Genomic DNA, 19,904 nt, shown 5'->3' with positions numbered 1-19,904 from the left:
GTTACACCTCCAAGGTTAAGAAATCGGGATCTTCCAGCAGCCGTTTGACATCGTTGACATAACGTTGGGCTTCGGCGCCGTCCACCAAGCGATGGTCAAAACTGAGGGACAGCGCCATGACCGGAGCGACAGCCACCTGGCCGTTTCGCACCACCGGCCTGTCGGTGATCCGCCCCACCCCCAGGATGGCGACCTCCGGATAGTTAATGATCGGCGTAAAGAACAGGCCGCCCTCGACCCCGATGTTGGTGATGGAGAAGGTGCCCCCCTTCATCTCCGGAGATGTCAACTTCCCGGCCCTGGCCTTCTCGGCCAACTCCCGGATCTCCGCCGCCAACATCCACACGTTCTTGCGATCGGCCTCTTTCACCACCGGCACCAGCAGTCCCCGCTCAGTATCGGTGGCGATGCCGATATTATAATATTTCTTGTAGACAATTTCACCTTTCTCCTCGTCGATGGACGCATTGAGGGTCGGATGCAGTCGCAACCCTGCGATGGCCGCCTTGACGATAAAAGGCAAGTAGGTGAGTTTCACTCCGCGCTCGGCTGCCAAAGGTTTGGCTTTGTCGCGAAGCGCCACCAGCCGCGTCACATCCACCTCGTCCATCACCGTGACGTGAGGGGCAGTATAGGCCGATTTCACCATGGCTTGGGCAATGACCTTGCGGATGCCGGCCAAAGGAACCCGCTCTTCCAAACCAGTAGCCTCGGCCCTGGGAACGGCACGTTCCTGGGCGGTTGGCTCGGCGATTCCTTCTGCTTTCTCCGCCTCGGGCCCCTCCGACGCCCGCAGCACATCCTCCCGGGTGATGCGGCCATTCTTCCCCGTACCCCGCACCTGGGCCAGATCCACGCCCTTCTCCCGGGCAAACTTCCGCACGGCGGGCGTGGCGAGGATCATCGCCGCTCCCGATGGCCCCGCACCATCCGGGGTCGCGCCGGCTAACTCCGCGGGCCGGACCTCACCGCGCTCCTCTGAACCCTTCCCGGGCGCCGATGCCGCCGCACCCGCCGCCGAAGGCCCTTCATTCTCCTGAGACCCGCCGGCTTCTGTTGCCCCCTCAGGCACGGCCCCTTCAGTTTCCAGGACCACCAGGGGATCTCCCACCACCGCCGTGGTTCCCGCCTGGACCTTCACCTCTTTGACCTTGCCTTTGACCGGACTGGGGATTTCCACCACGGCTTTGTCGTTTTGGACCTCACACAGCGGCTGGTCTTCATCGACCTCATCGCCGGGATTGACCAGCCAGCGGACGACCTCCCCCTCGTGAATGCCTTCCCCGATGTCCGGCAGACGAAATACAAAATCCGCCACGGTTTTCCCCTCCTCCTCGCCTTAAAAATCGAGCACGTCTTCGATGGCTTTCACGACCCGCCCCACAGTGGGCAACCACTGATCTTCGATCGCGGCAAAGGGGTACACCGTATCCGGGGAGGTCACCCGAATCACCGGCGCCTCGAGATGCAAGATCGCCCGTTCATTAATTTGTGCCGCCACTTCTGCGGCCACCCCGGCCTTGCGCTGGGCCTCCTGCACCACCACGGCGCGATTTGTCTTCTTCACCGACTCCACCACAGTCTCGATGTCGATGGGGCTCACGGTCCGCAGATCGATCACTTCCACCTGGGCACCCCGGGATTCTGCCACTTTGTCCGCCGCTTTTAGAGAGGTCTGAACCATGGCACCGTAAGTGATCACGGTGACGTCCTTCCCCGGACGCACCACCGCCGCTTTCCCCAAGGGCACCGTATAATCCCCTTCCGGGACCTCCTGGCGAAAAGACCGATACAACTTCATGTGCTCGAGAAAAATCACCGGGTCATCGTCTCGAATGGCCGAGATCAGAAGTCCCTTCGCGTCGTAAGGATTCGATGGAATGACGACCTTGAGACCGGGAGTCTGAGCGAAGAGCCCTTCGAGACTGTCGGCGTGAAGCTCGGGCGTCTTAACGCCCCCGCCAAAGGGGGAGCGAAACACAATAGGCGCATGATACCGTCCGCCAGACCGATACCGAAGCCTGGCCGCCTGGGAAGCCACCGCATCAAAAGCTTCAAACACGAAGCCGAAAAACTGGATTTCCGCGACAGGCCGAAACCCTTGAACGGCCAAGCCCACCGCGAGCCCTCCGATCCCCGATTCCGCCAAGGGGGTATCAAAGACCCGCTGCTCCCCGAACTGCTCCTGCAGTCCTGCCGTCGCCCGGAATACACCGCCGTTAACCCCGACATCCTCGCCAAACACCAGAACCTTTGGATCCCGGGCCAACTCCAACCGCATCGCATCGGTGATCGCCTGGATCATTGTCATCTGTGCCATATTACCGTCCCTCCCCCGCCGCAAACAACGCCTTTTGCTCCTTCAGCTCCGGCGGAAGCTCCGCGTACATCGCGTCGATCAGATCCCCCACCGTCTGCTTGGACATGTATTCATCCGCCTTCTTTAATGCGTCGGCGATGGTCTGCTTGGCTTCCTCGATGGCCGCCTCTTCCTCTTTCTCGCTCCACAACCCCTTGCCCTGAAGGAAAGCCCGGAAACGAATGAGCGGATCCTGGCGCTCCCATTCCCCGAGTTCTTCGTTCGTCCGATAGCGGGTGGGATCGTCCCCGGCCATCGTGTGCGGACCGTACCGATAGGTCAGGGACTCGATCATCACCGGCCCGTCCCCGGCCCTGGCCCGGTCGGCCGCCTCTTTCGTCACCCGGTACACCGCCAAAGGATCCATTCCGTCCACCTGGACTCCGGAGATCCCGGCAGCCACAGATTTTTGCACCAACGTCTTGGCCGCCGTCTGCTTCGACACCGGCACCGAGATCGCATAACGATTGTTTTGGGAAAAGAAGATCGCCGGAACTTTAAACACCCCGGCAAAATTCATCCCCTCATAAAAATCCCCCTGGGACGTGGCCCCATCCCCAAAATAAGCGATGGCGACCCGGTGCTCTCCCCGCAGCTTGATCCCCAGAGCCACCCCGGCGAGCTGGGTGCAATGGGCGGCGATAATGATCTGCGGCATCAACGCAGAAACGTCTTCCGGGATCTGGCCGCCGTGGATGTGGCCCCGGGAGTACAAAAACGCCTGATAAAGCGGCAGTCCGTGGAAGACCAACTGAGGAATATCCCGGTAGCTCGGAAGGAGAAAATCATCTTTACTCAGCGCATAGTGACTGGCGAGCATCGAGGCTTCCTGGCCGGCCACCGGAGCATAAAAACCGAGGCGCCCCTGGCGGTTCAACGCGATGGCCCGCTGATCCCAGACCCGGGTGAAAACCATCCGCCGCATCAACTCCCGCATCTGCTCATCGGACAAATCCGGCATCAATTCCGGGTTCACCACCGTACCGTCCTCGGCCAAGATCCGCACCGGTTCATAAGGCGTGCGCTCGTCCAAAAGTACGCCCATTTTCCCCACCCTTTCTTCCCTTCACGGCTGTGTTATATATAACCGCAAATCTGTTATAGCATAGGCTCCCTTGTCGGACAGATGCCAACCAAACGGACGATTGGGCAATAAATCCCCTTACTCACAGCATTTTTTGTAGTATCTACTGTAGTATACCTCCAGGGAAAAGTCAATGATGCCACAACCTGTTTCGCGATACCTTATACTCTGTATTACTAACTGTGACAGTTTTGTGGACCTGTTATGATGCAGCAACCCATACAAAAAGCCGCGGAGAAAGCAGATCTTCACCTTTCCCCGCGGCCCTCTATCCTTTCACTGCCTGACCCTTCCAGCAACTCGGCCCCCTCTGTTCACTTCGCCCGGCTTTGATCCTGGAACTCCACCGTGCGATGGGTGCCGTCACAAAAGGGTTTCTTCCCGGATTGTCCACAACGGCACAGAGCAAAGGAATCCTCCACCACGAAAGCTTGCCCTTGTGCGTCCACCAACTCCACGGGACCTGTCACCACCAAAGGCCCGTTATCCCGCAGACGGATCCTCACCTCCGCCATCGTCATCCTCCTTTCCGAGCCGACTTCGTGACAACTTCCGCATTTCCCAAATCAATTTCGCCTCGTACCGCCGGACCCACCCCGGCGCATCGACAACAACCCGGCAAAGTGCGCACTCCCCCGGTCGATGCCAATCGCCGACCCAAAGGGATGAATACGATCGGACACGTCGATCTCGGTCTGGAAGCGGGGTGTGGACTGGGGCGTGAGCTAAAAACCCGCGTTCCACACGATGTCTCCACAACTTCAAGAGTCGCGCCAGGTCACATAAAACAACAGAGGATACCCGGCCTCCCGCCGCCCTTTTGCAAGGCCAGCGCCCTGTTCCAGACAAACCGTCCGACACCCGGTTTGTTCAGTTGTGGGCTCCAGCCGAAATCGAAAGGACTTGAGAATTTTCATGTTTCTATGATACTCTCGGCCTATGGCCAAGTCAAACGAGAGATTCGAAGAGGATGACCGCGTGCACGTTTTGGTGACCTCTCCGCCTAAGGTGGCCATTTCCACGTATCCGTTATCCGACAATATGTTCAGAGCCAGAGATCTGAATGACGCGCCTTATCCTCTTCCTGAGGGAAGAAGATGAGGCACGCTTTTTTCTGATCATTCCGCCCGGGACCAGGCTTTGGCAGGCTCCTGCGCCAGATTCGACCGGACGAAGTTCCAGATGGCGTCCTCCTCCGGTCGTCCGATCACCACGTCCGCCACTTCCTGGGCCGCGGGCAGGCCGCCGCCCATCGCGACGCCTAACCCCGCCGCCCGCAACATTTGGATATCATTATCCGCATCCCCGAAAGTGACCACCTCGTCCCAGGACATGCCCAACTCTCCGATCAGAGCCGCGATCCCTTCCGCTTTATGCACGCCAGCCGCATTCACATCGTAAGACCCCGGAAACCAGCGGCGAAAAGTCAGATCCGGGTACGCCTCGGTATACCGGCAAACCTCGTCTTCGGGACAGAACAGATTGATTTGATACACGGGTTCCCCCTGGTAGTTCCGAAACAAGCTGGGAAAGGGGACGCGCAGGTGGTGATACGCGCGGAGAAAATACGCATCTTCCGGTTTATTGACCACAGTGAACTCTTTCCCGTGCAGCACCAAAGCATGATCTGCATCCTCGACATCGCCGAGGATGCGCAGGATCCTTTCGGGGTGGATCGGGCGGTGCGCTAGGATCCGGCCCTGCCGCAGCGCCAAGCCCCCGTTGTTCAAGACCGCCATGTCGATGCCCAGTTGTTTCATCACCGCCTCGGTGTGGGCATAGGACCGCCCCGTCGCAATCCCAACCGCGACCCCTTGCTCCCGGAGGCGATTGACCGCCCACTTGACCGATTCCGGCAGCCGCATATCCCTGGTCAGCAGAGTTCCGTCTACATCGAAGAACACGGCCCGAAAGCGCACTGCTCATCTCCTCCTCTGACACCATTGTACCGGCCGCCGGCGCATCCAATCCAAAAAGTGTGTAAAGAACTCCTCAGATTTCTGTTCACACCCAAACTCATGATACAATGAAACCAAATGGGAGAGGGGGGTCATCCGTGGCAAAAAAGGTATTGATCACTGCCGGCGATGCGGTAGAGGCTCTGGAGATTTATTACCCGTATTATCGGCTGCTCGAGGAGAACATCGAGGCCGTGATCGCCGCACCGTCGGCCAAAACCCTGCATACTGTGGTGCACGATTTTGAGACCTGGGAAACCTACACGGAAAAGCCTGGGTACCAAATCCAAGCCCAACTGTCCTTTGACGAAGTAAAGCCCGAAGAGTACGATGGCCTGATCATCCCCGGGGGGAGGGCTCCCGAGTACATCCGCCTCAATCCCGCACTGCCGGGCATCGTTCGCCATTTCTTCGAAACGGGCAAACCAATCGGCGCGATCTGCCACGCTGCTCAAGTCCTGGAAACCGTTGCGGACCTCCTTAAAAACCGTTCGATGACGGCGTACATCGCCTGCCGGCCTTCGGTGGAGGCCATGGGGGCTCGCTACGTTACGGAAACCCTCCATGTGGATGGAAACTTGGTTTCCGGGCATGCCTGGCCGGACCTGCCGGGCTTTATGCGAGAGTTTCTGAAACTGCTCGGTCGATAACGCAGACGGGCTTTTCGGGGAGTGCTGACGCTGGCCACCCTGCTTTTGCTCACGAAAAATCGGGCGCGGACGCCCGATTTTTCGTTTCATCGCCTTATAGCAACCCGCCCACCCGGACTTCACCCCTGCCCTGGGCATTGGGATCTTCGCCGAGGTCAAAGGAGTTATCCATCAGGGCCGCTTTAACCTCGTCCGGCGTCATGGCCGGGTTTATCTGCAAGAGCTGGGCGATGGTACCCGCCACGATCGGCGTGGCCATACTCGTCCCCGACAGGCGAAAGTACCAATCCCCCACCCGGGCGCTTTTCATCATTTTATCGAGGAAAGACCCGGGAGCCCGCAGGGAGATGATCCCAACCCCCGGAGCGGTGATGTCAGGCTTCGTCACGCCCTCGCTCGTTGGCCCGCGACTGGAAAAGGAAGCCACCACATCATCGTTTTGTGGTACGGTTCGCCGATCATCCACCGCGCCCACGGTAATCACCCGGGGACTGTCCCCAGGCGAACTGATGGTTCCGGACTCCGGCCCTTCGTTTCCCGCCGCCACCGCCACGGCGATCCCGCTATTCCAGGCTGCCTCCACCGCCTGGACCACCGGGTCCTGGGAGGGCGGTCCGGCCGGGGGGCTGCCGAGAGACATCGAGAGTACGCGAATGTCGAAGGCGTCCCGGTTTTGCACCACCCAGTCGATCCCCTGGATCACGGTGGAGAGACTGCCGGCACCCTGGGCGTTGAGCACCTTCACCCCCACCAAAGAGGCTTCCGGTGCCGGGCCCCGATAGCGGCCCCCGGACTGCCCGCCGTTAGCCGCCACATCCCCCGCACAGTGAGTTCCATGGCCATTGTCGTCGTACGGTTCGGTCCGACCGTTTACAAAATCTCGGAACCCGACAATGCGATTCACAGGTTGGGTGAGGTCCGGGTGCGGGTAAATCCCAGTGTCGAGCACCGCCACGGTGACCCCCCGACCGGTGAATCCGACCTGCTGTCCTGTGGCCGCCCCCACGGCGGGCGTGGCCACGTCGAGCAGCGCCCGGACTGGGCGGTCGTAGGTGATGCGCGCCACCGATTCCTGCTCTAAAAGCCGCCGGATGTCTGCAATCGAAAGGCGGGCGGCCACCCCGTTGCAGATGGGCAATTCGCGATGAATCCGCCGCCGGGCGATGCCGCCCACCCGACTGACGGAATTGGTCAGGCCTTCCTCGGGGATCTCCTTGAGTTGGACGATGACCGGTACCTTGATCAAACGGTGCAGTAACCCTTGGGCCAGGTTTTGTAGAAAACAGGGCACCCTCCGCAAGGGCCGATGGGCCTGGATCAGCTGCCGGCGGGCGAGGACGTCCAGTTTCCCGGCGTGCTGATGGACCCAGTTCAGCAATTGCATCCTGTTGTCCCCCCTTTACCCGACAACCTATGGGGAAAAAGGAGAACAGTGTGGACGAGGGTCCTACCTGTTTCAAATTTGGCGCACATCCCTGGGCAACGCGGTACAGGCGGGGAAATCGATTCGCGGGTCCTGGCGCGCGGGATTCTCGTGTTGATCATCACATCATGAAAAAAGGCCCCGTCGCAGAATGACGGGACCAGGTCTGATCATGCCGGCTGATCGAGAATCTCCGGGATCGGCATCGGCCTGCCGATGTGAAAACCTTGGGCATAAGTCACACCGTACTTTTGGAGGATCTCCACCGTCTCTTCATCTTCTACGAACTCCGCCACCGTTTGAATCCCCAATTCCCGCATGGAGATGGTCAACCCCTTCACCAGGGATTGATCGACCCGGCTATGAACGAGATCCTGGATGAACACGCCGTCGATCTTCAGCACATCGAGTGGAAGATATTTCAGCGAGTACAGTGACGAAAATCCGATTCCAAAATCATCCAAGGCGAAACGAAATCCCATTGCCCGGACTTTGTGAATAAACTCCCGCGCCCGGACGTAATCCTCAATCGCCGCTGTTTCCGTGATTTCAAAAAGCAGCCGGGATGCCTCCACCCGACTGCGGCTGAGTTGTCCGGATAACCAAGTCGGAAATGAGGGATCCGTGAAAATTTTTGCAGATAGATTGACGTGAAAACAAATGTCAGAATGGTACGGGCACATCTGTTCCAACAGCCGGATCGCTTCTTTCACGACCCATAGATCGATGCGGTGAATAAGATCCGTTTTTTCCGCCACGCCCAGAAACGCTTTGGGGCTGATGAGTTCCCCGTTGTCGCCCCGCATCCGGAGCAACAACTCGTATCGGGAAACGGATCCGGACCGGAGTTCCCGGATCGGCTGGGCGTAAAGCAACAGCCCGTCCCCTTCCAGCGCCTCCCGAATCCGCGTCGTCCACAGGAGCTCTTGGGTGGTGGCCACTTCTTCTAGCTGGAAGGGGTCATACACATGCACATGGGCGCCGGTCCGTTTTGCGGTGTACATGGCTGTGTCCGCCCGGGCCAACAACTGTTCCACCGTCGATCCGGAGGTGGGAAACTCGGCGATCCCGATGCTGGCCGTCATGATCACCCGCCGTCCATCCAACAGCACCCGATGGCGGCGAAAGACCCGTTCAATGGCCGCTCCCAGCACCTTGGCCTCTTCAATTGTGGCTTCCGGCAGGAACAAAGCGAACTCATCGCCGCCGATTCGGCCTAAAAACCCGCGCCCCTCCACAACCCCGCGCAGGGATCCGATCAATTCGCCCAACAGTTTGTCTCCGGCTCGATGTCCCAAGTTGTCATTGATCGCCTTAAAATTATCAAAATCGATAAAGAGTAAGGTCCCCCGGTCCGTCCGATTCAGGATATCCGCCAGCTTTTCCTGAAATCGCCGGCGGTTGTATACACCGGTCAATGAGTCATAATCCGCGGAGCGACGCAACCGCTCCTCGAGGCGCTTTCGTTCCAGGACACTCTCAATGAGCCGGCGAACCATGGTCAAAAGCTCACTGTCCGGACCGAAGGAAGGTTCTCCGTCGGCGAGAAGGAGATTCATCGTCCCGGCGTAATGCCCATCCACCCAGAGAGGAATGCAAGCGTGGACCCAAGGCCTCCCTTTTTCATCTTGATGCTGCGTGCAGGTTATAAAGGTGGCGGTTGCGGGGGGCAGAGCTTCGCTTTCGGAACAACACGGACATCCGCCGTGCTCCATCTCGGCACCCCCGTCTTCCGGCCTCTGGCTTTCAGGCATGTCCACCGCAGCCACTCGTTTACAGATACCGCCCGGCGTCCGAAGGGTAATCCACCCTCTCTTGGCCTGGGTTAATCGACAAATCACCGCCAATAATGTGGGCAACTCCTCGCCGAATTCCAGGCGCGAATCGAATTCGAAGGTCTCTTTCTCTCTGTTCACCCGCACCCCTCCCCCTCCGGCCCACCCCTGCCCCTACAGCGACCGGCCTACATTCGGGTAACGCCCCCATCAGCCGCCAGGATGCTGTCAGTCGTCCTCCTTGTCCTCAATCCAACCATTCTTGATGAGCGCCAAGGTAAAACGTCCCGGATCATAGCCCGTTACGTAATCCTGTCCTACGCGCAACGTCGGGGCGGCCATCATGCCGGTTCGGCTCAACAGCTCCTCCACAACCCCCGGCGTGTACACGGGAACCTCTTCGAAAGGGATCCCGAGGCGATTCAGGAATTCCCGGGCAAATCGACATTTGCCGCAAAAACTGCTGGTATACAAGGTGACCCGAGGCCGTTCATCCTTCACGGCAACACTGTAAGACATTCTTTAAACTCCCTCCTCGAAGCCGACCTCGACTGCAGCCACTACAATATAGGCCAAATCATTGCGGTCACCCTGCTCGGTCAACATCACACCACTCGTCGTCGCCAGCCCGCCGGGCACCGCCTGGATTTCAACGCGTCCATATGGGAATTCCGCTCGAACCCGCTCCGTATCTACTTGAGCTGGATCAATCGGAACACCCAATTTCACCCGAACGATCATGTCTTTGAGGTCGCCGGAGGGAATCACCCCCCGGAGTCCAGGCATGGAATTCCGATGGATCGCATCCCGCACCGCCCGAATGGAGGCCGTGGTGACATCCTGTCCGTGAAGATCCACACCCATCCCGTACTGAATGAAAATCACCTTCACAGTCTACACCTCCCCGGGATCGGTCCGCGCCCCCAGGGACGCATCTGTTATATTTTATCACAGAAACAATGCGAAGGATGTTCTCTGGACCAGCCCTTCGCTCCCCGGCTTTCGACAGAATTGTGTCCAGACACAAGATCACGGCAAAACCCCCGATGCTGCCTCAAGTTCGGCGGAATCGGGGGTGCACGCGTCGAAGACAGAAGAGACCGCCAACCGCTCTTGCTGAACTGCTCTCTGCCTACCCTTCGACTTGGGATTGAACCGGAATTTGCTGAATCCGCAAGCGGTTCACCCGGAGGTTGTCGACTTCCGTTATCTCAAACACATACTCGTCTACGGTCACCGATTTCCCTACCTGGGGATTCCCTTCCAACTGAGCGGCCACCCAGCCTCCAATTGAATCCACTTCGGAATCGTCGATTTCCAGGCCGAACATGTCGTTAATATCTTCCACCAACACACGGCCGTCCACGTAGGTCACATCGCCCACCGTTTCCACTGGAGGCCGCTCCTCATCAAACTCGTCCTGGATCTCTCCGACGATCTCCTCCAAAATATCTTCCAAAGAAATCAACCCCGCCGTACCTCCGTACTCATCCACCACCACGGCGATCTGGCCGCGATGTTTTTGCATCAGCCGCAGAACTCGGCTGATCTCCATCGACTCCGGCACCCGGAGCACCTCGCGGATGAAACCATGCAGGTCCTTTTGTCCCGCTTGCAGCCCCTGGACGTACAGGTCTGAGACGTGGATAAAGCCCACAATGTGGTCTTTGTCTTCCACCGCCACAGGATAACGAGTGTGCCGGTTTTCCCGGGCGATTTCAAAATTCTCTTCCACTGAACGGTCGAGGTACAAGCAGACCATATCCGTCCTCGGCACCATGATCTCCCGGGCCACGCGATCGGAGAAATGGAAAATATTGTCCATGAGAGCTTTCTCCGTGCTGTCGATCAGTCCGCTTCGATGGCTTTCCGACACCAAGAGCAACAACTCTTCCTCCGAGTACGCCGCCTGGTGCCCGGAGACGACGGGTTCGATCCCGATCCAGCGCAGGAGTAGGTTAGCAAAAGAATTGAGCACCCAGATGGCGGGATACATGATCTTGTAAAAATAAGCAAGGGGAAGAGCCGTCCACAACGCCGTTGACTCTGCAAGTCGTATGGCGAGGGACTTGGGGGCCAACTCTCCTAACACGATGTGCAATAAGGTGATGAGGGAAAACGCGACGGCGAAAGCGACCGTGTGCACGATCGACTCCGGCAATCCGGTCAGAGCAAACAAAGGACGCAACAAACTCGCGACCGCCGGTTCACCCAACCAGCCGAGCCCCAGGGACGCCAGCGTAATCCCCAGCTGGGTCGCCGACAAATACGCATCCAGTTTGGAGACCACCCGTTGGGCGAAACGAGCCCGCAAGTGTCCCTCCGCCGCCAACTGCTGCAACCGCGTTGAGCGGACTTTTACCAGTGCAAATTCCGCCGCCACAAAGAAGGCGTTCACCAATACCAGGCCGAAAACTGCCAGAATCTTGATGAACAAACTACCAGGTGTGTCCAATGATCATCCCCATCCTGGGGAGGCCACCTCGCTCTATCAAAAAGTTTGGCGCCCTGAGCTCTCACAACCCATGAGCTCGCACACCCGTTTTCTTACTAATTAATTATAAATGTCCGTAAAGAATTCCGTCAAACGCCGTGCAGCCTCAACCGGGGAAGCATGGCGGGATCAGGGCCGCTGCGGACCCTCTCACGGCCCCGCCATCCTCCCAGCGTCCCCGTGATCACCCGTAACCGGTCAAAACTTGAATCGATGAATCATCTCCTGCAATTCCTGGGCCGTCCGACTGAGAGACTGGGCAGCGCTCGAAACCTGTTCCATCGCGGCCAATTGCTCCTCCGAGGCTTCCGCCGCCCGGGAAGTTGTCTCCATCGCCCCCTCGGCAATCTTGGCCATGTGGCTGACCGTTGCGGAAATCTCTTGGGCACCGGCGGAGAGTTCCTCGGTGGCGGCCGAGATCTCTTGAATTTGGTCGGCCACCCGCCGCACCGCTGTTAAGATGTGTTCGAATTCCCGCCCCGCCTCTTGAACGGCTTCAATGCCCGAGCGAACTTCCCGGGTCACCGTGTCCATAGCTTCCACCGAATGACCGGTGTCCGCCTGAATCGACTCAATGAGCCTGGCGATCTCGTCCGCCGAGCCCTTTGACTGCTCCGCCAATTTTCGGACCTCGTCCGCCACCACCACAAACCCCCGCCCGTGTTCCCCGGCCCGGGCCGCTTCAATGGCGGCGTTGAGCGCCAACAGATTGGTTTGGGCCGCGATCCCTGAGATCACTTCGACAATTTGGCCAATCTGTTTCGACCGTTCATTCAACAATGCAATGGCCTTGGCCGACTCCTGAACCGACCGTCCGATGGCATCCATCTGCCGAACGGCGCCCTGTACCCGCTCGTTCCCCGCCTCGGACCGGGATGCCGTCTCCAAAGAGGACTCCGACACGAGGGTTGCCGACTCCGCGATGCGCTGGGTGCCCGCCGCCATTTCGCTCACCGCCGTGGCGCTCTCCTCCGATTGTCTCAACTGGGTCTGGGAGCCGCCCGCCACCTGCTGAATTTTTTCCGCAATGTGATGGGTGAGATCCACCATCTGCTCGGAACTGGCGAAAAGCTGCTGGGAGGCGGCCGCCACCTGTTCCGCGGTGTGGCTCACTTTTTTGATCAGGGCCCGAAGACTGCTCACCATGCCATTCAGGCTTGCCACCAACACCCCGAGCTCATCCTTCGACCTGTGGCTGATCTCCTCGACCTCCAAATCGCCTTCCGCCACCCGCCGGGCCACCGCCGTCGCTTGAACCAGGGGCTTGGCCATGCGGTCCGCCACCCACCATGAAACCGCAATCGCCACCGCCAGTCCCGCAATTCCAAAAAGCAACACCTTCAGCTGAAAATCCCGCTCCAACTGGCGGTAAAGATCCATGGGAAGGCTCACGCCAAGCATCCCAATCGTTTGCCCCCGGGCGTCTTTGAGCGGCTCATAAGCAGTGGCCTGACGCTGTCCCAATACGTCCGCATAACCCGTGAAGGATTGGTTGCCCTGAAGAACAGCCTGCACCACCTCTGGAGCCGCCTTCGTTCCGGTTGCTGGAGCTCCCCCGGCGGATTTGGCACTGGTGACAACCCGGGTATCGCCCTGAAACAGTGTGACGACGTCACCCGTCGCCCCGGCCACCTGATCCACCACGGTGCTGGCACCCGCCACCGGACGTTCACCCTTATACAATTGCCCATCTCGTATTGACCATTCGCCGGGGAGCCGAGCATCGATCAAAACACGGACCATCTTCAAATCGGACGTCAGTTTCTGGGTTGACGATTGCTCCACCTCGGCGGACATCATCCACGACGCAAATGTACCCATCGCCGCCGTACCCAGAATAATCACCAACGAGAACAGCCCTAACACCTTGCCTTTAATCCCGATCGCCATCACCCATCCCCCATTCCCGGTCGTCCCGGGCAACCTCACGCCCCGCAGGGCCGTATGCCCGCAGCATGGACCACCGGGCCGCGTCGCTTTTTCTCTCCACCTTCTAGGATTCGTCAAGGGTTTTCTCTTGCCCTGTTTGGATTCCCCACTCTGCAACGCAAACCCGGGCCCGGCCAGGACTGTAACCGGCGCGAAAAAACCCCGGCTAGGCCGAGGTCTCCATGATTCCCTCTCGTGGACATGCCCGCTGAAACCAACGCCATCTCCTCACTCCCCCCGGAAGCGGGGTGGGCGTTTCTCCTTAAAGGCCTCCAGCGCTTCCACCCGGTCCCGGGTCGGGATCAGCACCTCGTAGGCCGACGACTCGATCTCCAGCCCAGTCGCGAGACTGGCATCCAGACCGCGGTCGATGGCGAATTTTGCCTGGGCAACGGCTAAGGGCCCGTTCTCGGCGATCTCTTTGGCCAGTCGCCGGGCCTCGGCCACCGGATCGGACCCGAACCCGGTGAGAATCCCCAGATCGTAGGCCTCTGGGGCCCGAATCCTCCTGGCCGTAAAGATCAATTCCTTGGCCCGCATGGGACCGATCAACCGCGGCAGCCGCTGAGTGCCCCCGGCCCCGGGAATGATCGCCAGACTCGTCTCCGTGAGTCCCATGACCGTCTCCTCTGACGCAAAGCGGAAATCGCACGCAAGTGCCAATTCAAATCCTCCGCCAAAGGCATAGCCGTGAATCGCCGCGATGGTCGGCTGGGGCAAACGCTCCACTGCCGTGAACACGTCGCGGATTTTACGAACGTTTCGCCGAACCTGCCACTCATCCAGGGTACGCCTCTCTTTAAGATCGGCCCCGACGCAAAAGGCACGCCCTCTTCCGGTAAAGATCACCGCCCGGATATCTCTCCGCCCCCGCAGATCTTCAACGATATCGCCAAGATAAACCAGGGTTTCAAAATTCAGGGCGTTCATGGCCTCTGGTCGATTCAAGATCACCATCGCCACCGGGCCGTCGGTCTCCACCAAAACCGGATCCCGGATTTCATTGTCGCGATTCTCTTCTGCCACCGCCGTCTCCCCCCGACTCCCGATCATCTTCCCGCCGGACCCCTGGCCCGTGGCGGGCTAAGTGTTACGGCTCCAGGCGAACCAGGGTTTCCTCTTCTTGCACGAATTCGCCCTCGCCCTTGCACACTTCCACCACTTTGCCCCCGGATTCAGCCGTGACCGGAATTTCCATTTTCATCGATTCCAGAATTACAACGTCCTGACCCGCTTCCACCACATCCCCGGGTTTGACCAAAACCTTCCACACCGTGCCGCCCATACTCGCCTTCACTTCAGCCATACTGGATTCGCCCCCCTTTTTTCGACTGCGCGCAATGATCAGAAACAACCGAGATGAAAGCCCCTCACGCCTTGCCGTTTTGCATGTTTTGGACGAGTCCCGTATCATAGCTTCCCCGCCGAAACTCAGGGTTCCGCATCACCTCCAACAGGAATGGAAGATTCGTTTTAATACCTTCAATCCTGGTTTCGGACAAGGCTCGTTCCATGCGTGCCAGGGCCTCCTCCCGGGTGGACCCGTGGGCGATGATCTTGGCGATCATCGGATCGTAAAACGGCGTCACAGCAGACCCTTGCTCCACCCCGGTATCCACCCTGACCCCCTCGGGCCACGCCAAGGCGGTAATGGTCCCTGGTGAAGGCAGAAAACGGACGGGGTCTTCCGCGTACACCCGGCACTCCACCGCCGCCCCAAGCCGGGCGGGCGTCTCCAGAACAGGCAACCTTTCTCCGGCGGCGATCCGGATCTGCCACTCCACCAAATCCAGCCCTGTGATCAGCTCCGTCACCGGATGTTCGACTTGAAGCCGGGTATTCATCTCCAAAAAATAGAAGTTGCCTTTCGCATCAAAGAGGAATTCCATGGTACCCAAGTTGCGATAGCCGATGGCCGTGGCCCCCCGCAGGGCCGCCGCCGTCAGGCGCTCCCGCATCGCGTCGTTCAAGAAGGGGGACGGACTTTCTTCCACCACTTTTTGGTGTCGGCGCTGAACCGAACATTCCCGTTCGAATAGGTGAACCGCGTTCCCGTGGGCGTCGGCCGCCACCTGAACCTCAATATGCCTGGGCCCCTCCACCCACTTTTCCAGAAATAACGCTCCATCCCCAAAAAAATTTACCGCACGGGCTCGGGTGGACTCAAAGGTTTTTTTCAGTTCTTCCGGTGTCTCCACCCGGCTCATCCCGATCCCGCCCCCGCCGGCGCTGGCTTTGACCATCAGCGGATATCCGATCCCTTCTGCAGCCTCCATCGCTTCTTCCAAAGTGTCTACCGGACGTTCGGTACCTGGCACCACGGGAACACCCGCCGCCTGCATCCGCCGCCTGGCCTCGATTTTGCTGCCCATGGCCCGGATGACTTCGGGTGACGGGCCAATAAACACCAGTCCCTCCCTCTGGCACCGTTCTGCAAAATCCCCGTTTTCCGATAAAAATCCAAAACCGGGGTGAACAGCTTCCGCGCCGGTTTCTTTGGCCGCCCGGATGACGGCGTCCATATTGAGATAGCTCTGGGCGGCGGGAGGGGGGCCAATATACACGGCCTCATCGGCCTCTCGAACGTGAACCGCACCCTTGTCCGCCTCGGAGTACACGGCCACCGTCTGGATCCCCATGGTCCTGCAGGTTCTAAAGATCCGCCGAGCAATCTCCCCGCGGTTCGCGACGAGAATTTTACGAAAGGTCACAGTGCCAAACCTCCTCCTTCGATCGTGCATCACCTGTTCGAAATCCTGTACACTTGTTTATTTATCATACGAGCCGTCCTTTGAACAACCGCAGCCGGGCGCCGGTGGCCCGGCCTTCACCCCCGGGGTTCGCTGGAGACTTCTGGACATGCCCGAGAGAATTCCTAAGCAAGAATCGTGCCGATTCAGCCCGATCACGGCCCCGGGACAAAACGGCAATACAGATCCTGGAAAAACTGGCGCTCCTGCTCCAACAGCTCCCGGGCCAAGACCGCCGCAGCGGCGAACTTCGGCTGTTGACCTTCGCTGATCCGGCGAAATTCCTTGCCCAACTCCCGCCATCCGCCGGCGATGCGCTCCATTCGCCATGACGCCTGGAGCTCCCGAAGTTCCTCCACGCCGAACCGCGACTGGGCCTCGGAGAGGAACCGCGCGTACATCGCCCGGAAGGCACCGCCCCCGGTGCCCCGGCGCTCGATCACCTGGTATCCGAACCGCGCCGCCCATTTCCAATCGGCAAGTTCCCCCCAGTCAGGGAGGCCCTCCACAAACCGCTCCATGGCGGGAATCCCCGTACTTGCATCCGGCGGACTGACCATCCGGGAAGCAGTCCGGGCGATGGCCCGGCGGGCCGCCCGGGAGAGGTCGACCTCCGGAAACGCCTCCACCGCGAACCACGGGTAAGAAAGGGGGACTGCCCCTTCGGTGGAAGACATGGCCAGACGGAGCGACTCGATGGAAGTTTCTTGAATCCCTTCACGGTCCGTATCCGCCGTGAGGCAGACCCCCCGTTCGTCGTCAAATCCGACCACCAACACGCCGTGGAGGGAAAAGTGGGTCTTGGTCTTGTAGTAATCCAGATAATACAAATCGGTGAGCACAAATACCGGAATATCCCGGGCCACGTACTGCCGGATGGCTGACCAGGGAAAGGTTTCCGAACGATTCCAATCCACATCAAGTCCCAGATGTTGAAACAACGTAGGCTCCAAAGATGGCGTCCGTCCATTAAAAAAGCGGGTCGGGGATAGTTGGTCCGATTCCACATAGATAAAATCCAATCCCGACCCGAGGCCAAAACATGCGGCTTCGTCCAACGGGAGGCCATAAAACCTCAGCACATCGGCCAAAGCCGTCGACCCACAATGAACGCCCGGCACGTGTTCAAAGCCTTTCACCACATGTTTCACCGCGCATCCCTCCATCATGTTGCGCCGAGGCGAAAACGAACTTCCTCTTCAATCCTGTATTTTCGCAGTTTATGATACAAGGTCGACCGGCTGATTCCGAGGATTTGAGCGGCCCGGGTGCGATTTCCACCTGCTTCTTCCAGGGCGCCAAGCACCCATTCCTTCTCCCACGCTTCGCGACTGCGGCCCCGGGGCCTGGGCGGCCCTTCCGCCCCGGCCGGTTCCGGAGTACGGGAAATTCGCGAATTTACCCCCCGCATCTCCTTGGGGAGATCTGCCACGTCGATCATATCCGACACCCCGAGGTTCATCGCCCGCTCCAGGACATTTTCCAACTGCCGGACATTCCCCGGCCAGGAGTAGGCCCGGAGCCGCTCAAAAGCCTCCGGGGACACGCCCTTCACTTGCCGGTTGAGTTTGCCATTCAATTTTTGAATCAGGGCTTGACATAAAAGCGGCAGATCCCCCAGCCGGTCTCGGAGCGGCGGAATCTTCAAATGAACGACATGAATGCGGTAGTACAAATCCTCCCGAAACAGCCCGTTTCGTACCATCTCTTCCAGATCCTGATGTGTTGCGGCGATGATCCGGACGTCCACCTGTCGAGGGCGGACATCCCCCACCCGCTCAAACACCTGCTCCTGCAAGAAACGCAGCAACTTGCTCTGCAGGGCCAAGGGCATGTCCCCGATCTCGTCCAAGAACAGGGTCCCTCGGTCGGCCAATTCAAACTTTCCCGGTTTTCCACCCCGGCGCGCCCCGGTGAATGCGCCTTCCACATAACCGAAGAATTCCGACTCCAACAACTCCGCCGGCACCGCGGCGCAATTGACAGCCACAAAAGCCCCGGGACGTCCCGACTCCTGGTGGATCGCCCGGGCAAAAAGTTCTTTCCCGGTTCCGCTCTCCCCGGTGATCAGCACGGTGGAAGTGGTGCTGGCCGCGAGACGGGCCTCGCGTTTGAGCGCTTCCATAGCCGTGTCCCGGCCGACAATGGCATCAAAAGCCGAGGAGGATCGATGGGACCGCTGCCACTCGCCCCGGTAGTAATTGACCTCCCGCTCTAACTGTTCGAGCCTGCGGAAAAGATCCCGCCATTCGTCCAGGCGGCGCCAGATCACCTTGATGATCGCCCCGACGCATTTACCCGAGCGTTCGATGGGTTCTTGGGTGATCAGACATGGCCTGCCCCGGAGCGTATACACCTGCCCTTCCACTTCCCGCCCCTCCAGGACTCGTCGAAGGGAGACATCGGGAACCGCCTCCCCCCACGGCCGCCCCACCAAACTCTCCCGGTCGGCGTCGAGAATCTCGGCCAGGGCGTCGTTGGCCACGGTAATCCGGCCCTCCGGGTCCACCACGGCAATTCCATCATAGGACAAGGCCACGGCGTGCTGAAGGGTGTGCTGAAGATTTTTTGTCGTTTCCAATTCCTCAGCAATGGCCTCCAACGTGGTGATATCCCGAATTACCGCCATTGCCCCCGCAGCATTCCGGCTCCCCCCGATGGGCGACACGGACGTGAGAGTGACCGTATCGCCAATTTCCAACCGTCCGGCCGGAAGGGCGATCGAGCGCTCCACGGCGTCCGCCACCACCCCCGCCAACTCGGGCAACCATTTGGCCACCGGGGTGCCCAAGACCACATCTTTGTCCACGTGAAAAAGGGCTTCCGCCGCCTGGTTCATCGCCTGAACCCGCTGTTCCCGGTCGATGAACACCACCGCTTCCTGCAAGTGATCCAGCAGAACCGTCACTTGCTGGGCGCGCATCTCCGTGTCAAGCAAAAAGCCGCGGATAATGTCCGATTTGCCCATCACCCCACAGACCTGCCCCTCCCGGTCCACCACCACGCCGTGACCCACCCCGCTGTGAAGAAGGGTGTCCTTGGCCGACTCCAGGGAATCTTCCATGCGCAGGACCACCACGTCCCGACGCACCAAGGACCCGACCGGTGAATCCAGGCCCGCGCCGGCTAGCAAAGCGCGATAAAGGGCGTACTTGCTGACAATGCCGTCCAGATGGCCGCGATCGTTCAGGACACAGGCGATATCCAGGCGGTGACGCAAAAACGCTCTCATCACGTCCGCCAAGGTGTCACCCGGGGCCAGAATTGCCGCACCCGGTGTATAACAATCGCCGACCTTCACAGGCTCACCTCCCGGCGGAACGTCCGAATCTTGTACATGTGTTCATATTGTACAACTGTTTCTAGCATACAAGAACCCGTCCCTCGCGTAAAGGGGGCCACCAGGCCCCCTTTTTTCCTGCCGAGAGGTTGTACCGTCTATCCACAACCGGAACGTCCGGCGCGTAAACGCCCCGTCCCGG

The 19,904-nt window shown here is 59.4% G+C and carries 17 protein-coding genes; 1 reads left to right on the top strand and 16 read right to left on the bottom strand.

The features are described from left to right. Position 1: 1 nt before the first annotated feature. From CVV65_RS03065 to CVV65_RS03040, 5 genes are all read right to left on the bottom strand, one after another. Positions 2 to 1,318 carry a dihydrolipoamide acetyltransferase family protein gene (locus CVV65_RS03065; RefSeq protein ID WP_100666889.1) on the bottom strand — a complete coding sequence of 439 codons (1,317 nt, stop codon included), beginning with the start codon at positions 1,316 to 1,318 and terminating at the stop codon, positions 2 to 4. Positions 1,319 to 1,339: 21 nt separating this feature from the next. Beyond that, positions 1,340 to 2,320 (bottom strand): alpha-ketoacid dehydrogenase subunit beta, encoded by a 981-nt coding sequence (locus CVV65_RS03060; RefSeq protein WP_100666888.1) that lies wholly within the window; start codon positions 2,318 to 2,320, stop codon positions 1,340 to 1,342. Between the two features lies 1 nt (position 2,321). Then, complete coding sequence (gene pdhA / locus CVV65_RS03055) at positions 2,322 to 3,404, bottom strand: pyruvate dehydrogenase (acetyl-transferring) E1 component subunit alpha (RefSeq protein ID WP_100669134.1); 1,083 nt, start codon at positions 3,402 to 3,404, stop codon at positions 2,322 to 2,324. Positions 3,405 to 3,757: 353 nt separating this feature from the next. Further along, the gene (locus tag CVV65_RS03050; RefSeq protein WP_198592108.1) at positions 3,758 to 3,958 is read right to left on the bottom strand and encodes a CDGSH iron-sulfur domain-containing protein; all 201 of its coding nucleotides are present in this window, start codon (positions 3,956 to 3,958) and stop codon (positions 3,758 to 3,760) included. 603 nt (positions 3,959 to 4,561) lie between these two features. Then, positions 4,562 to 5,362, bottom strand: coding sequence for a Cof-type HAD-IIB family hydrolase (locus CVV65_RS03040; protein ID WP_100666885.1), 801 nt, complete (start codon positions 5,360 to 5,362; stop codon positions 4,562 to 4,564). Between the two features lie 137 nt (positions 5,363 to 5,499). Here CVV65_RS03040 and CVV65_RS03035 point away from each other — a divergent pair, with 137 nt between their 5' ends. Then, positions 5,500 to 6,051: a DJ-1/PfpI family protein gene (locus CVV65_RS03035; RefSeq protein ID WP_100666884.1), complete on the top strand. Its 552-nt coding sequence runs from the start codon at positions 5,500 to 5,502 to the stop codon at positions 6,049 to 6,051. A 94-nt stretch (positions 6,052 to 6,145) separates the two neighbouring features. Here CVV65_RS03035 and CVV65_RS03030 read toward each other — a convergent pair whose 3' ends face one another. The 11 genes from CVV65_RS03030 to CVV65_RS02980 form a co-directional block, all read right to left on the bottom strand. Further along, positions 6,146 to 7,435: a S8 family peptidase gene (locus tag CVV65_RS03030; RefSeq protein WP_100666883.1), complete on the bottom strand. Its 1,290-nt coding sequence runs from the start codon at positions 7,433 to 7,435 to the stop codon at positions 6,146 to 6,148. A gap of 209 nt (positions 7,436 to 7,644) precedes the next feature. Beyond that, a complete protein-coding gene (locus CVV65_RS03025; protein WP_133121203.1) occupies positions 7,645 to 9,390 on the bottom strand; it encodes a putative bifunctional diguanylate cyclase/phosphodiesterase in 1,746 nt (581 codons plus the stop codon). 87 nt (positions 9,391 to 9,477) lie between these two features. Next, positions 9,478 to 9,768, bottom strand: coding sequence for a glutaredoxin family protein (locus CVV65_RS03020; protein WP_100666881.1), 291 nt, complete (start codon positions 9,766 to 9,768; stop codon positions 9,478 to 9,480). Positions 9,769 to 9,771: 3 nt separating this feature from the next. Continuing rightward, complete coding sequence (locus CVV65_RS03015) at positions 9,772 to 10,140, bottom strand: Lin0512 family protein (RefSeq protein ID WP_100666880.1); 369 nt, start codon at positions 10,138 to 10,140, stop codon at positions 9,772 to 9,774. Between the two features lie 241 nt (positions 10,141 to 10,381). Beyond that, the gene (locus tag CVV65_RS03010) at positions 10,382 to 11,704 is read right to left on the bottom strand and encodes a hemolysin family protein (RefSeq protein WP_100666879.1); all 1,323 of its coding nucleotides are present in this window, start codon (positions 11,702 to 11,704) and stop codon (positions 10,382 to 10,384) included. Positions 11,705 to 11,941: 237 nt separating this feature from the next. Further along, entirely contained in the window at positions 11,942 to 13,633 is a 1,692-nt protein-coding gene (locus CVV65_RS03005; RefSeq protein ID WP_100666878.1) for a methyl-accepting chemotaxis protein, read from the bottom strand. A 267-nt stretch (positions 13,634 to 13,900) separates the two neighbouring features. Beyond that, positions 13,901 to 14,725: an enoyl-CoA hydratase-related protein gene (locus CVV65_RS03000; RefSeq protein ID WP_407928383.1), complete on the bottom strand. Its 825-nt coding sequence runs from the start codon at positions 14,723 to 14,725 to the stop codon at positions 13,901 to 13,903. Positions 14,726 to 14,762: 37 nt separating this feature from the next. Beyond that, entirely contained in the window at positions 14,763 to 14,978 is a 216-nt protein-coding gene (locus tag CVV65_RS02995) for an acetyl-CoA carboxylase biotin carboxyl carrier protein subunit (RefSeq protein ID WP_100669132.1), read from the bottom strand. A gap of 64 nt (positions 14,979 to 15,042) precedes the next feature. Then, the gene (locus CVV65_RS02990) at positions 15,043 to 16,413 is read right to left on the bottom strand and encodes an acetyl-CoA carboxylase biotin carboxylase subunit (protein WP_100669131.1); all 1,371 of its coding nucleotides are present in this window, start codon (positions 16,411 to 16,413) and stop codon (positions 15,043 to 15,045) included. Between the two features lie 164 nt (positions 16,414 to 16,577). After that, the gene (locus CVV65_RS02985; RefSeq protein WP_198592107.1) at positions 16,578 to 17,573 is read right to left on the bottom strand and encodes a BtrH N-terminal domain-containing protein; all 996 of its coding nucleotides are present in this window, start codon (positions 17,571 to 17,573) and stop codon (positions 16,578 to 16,580) included. 14 nt (positions 17,574 to 17,587) lie between these two features. Continuing rightward, complete coding sequence (locus CVV65_RS02980; RefSeq protein WP_100666876.1) at positions 17,588 to 19,723, bottom strand: sigma-54-dependent Fis family transcriptional regulator; 2,136 nt, start codon at positions 19,721 to 19,723, stop codon at positions 17,588 to 17,590. Positions 19,724 to 19,904 lie beyond the last annotated feature (181 nt).

This window comes from Kyrpidia spormannii (genome assembly GCF_002804065.1).
GTDB lineage: Bacteria > Bacillota > Bacilli > Kyrpidiales > Kyrpidiaceae > Kyrpidia > Kyrpidia spormannii.
The sequence above is the reverse complement of the archived record's forward strand: the minus strand, read 5'-3'. Positions and strand labels throughout refer to the sequence as shown.

Bases quoted from the DNA above. Each gene is read 5' to 3' on its own strand.
- CVV65_RS03050 (WP_198592108.1), bottom strand. From the start codon at position 3,958: ATGGCGGAGGTGAGGATCCGTCTGCGGGATAACGGGCCTTTGGTGGTG.
- CVV65_RS03020 (WP_100666881.1), bottom strand. From the start codon at position 9,768: ATGTCTTACAGTGTTGCCGTGAAGGATGAACGGCCTCGGGTCACCTTG.
- CVV65_RS03005 (WP_100666878.1), bottom strand. From the start codon at position 13,633: ATGGCGATCGGGATTAAAGGCAAGGTGTTAGGGCTGTTCTCGTTGGTG.
- CVV65_RS02990 (WP_100669131.1), bottom strand. From the start codon at position 16,413: ATGCACGATCGAAGGAGGAGGTTTGGCACTGTGACCTTTCGTAAAATT.
- CVV65_RS02995 (WP_100669132.1), bottom strand. From the start codon at position 14,978: ATGGCTGAAGTGAAGGCGAGTATGGGCGGCACGGTGTGGAAGGTTTTG.
- pdhA (WP_100669134.1), bottom strand. From the start codon at position 3,404: ATGGGCGTACTTTTGGACGAGCGCACGCCTTATGAACCGGTGCGGATC.
- CVV65_RS03060 (WP_100666888.1), bottom strand. From the start codon at position 2,320: ATGGCACAGATGACAATGATCCAGGCGATCACCGATGCGATGCGGTTG.
- CVV65_RS03030 (WP_100666883.1), bottom strand. From the start codon at position 7,435: ATGCAATTGCTGAACTGGGTCCATCAGCACGCCGGGAAACTGGACGTC.
- CVV65_RS03000 (WP_407928383.1), bottom strand. From the start codon at position 14,725: ATGATCGGGAGTCGGGGGGAGACGGCGGTGGCAGAAGAGAATCGCGAC.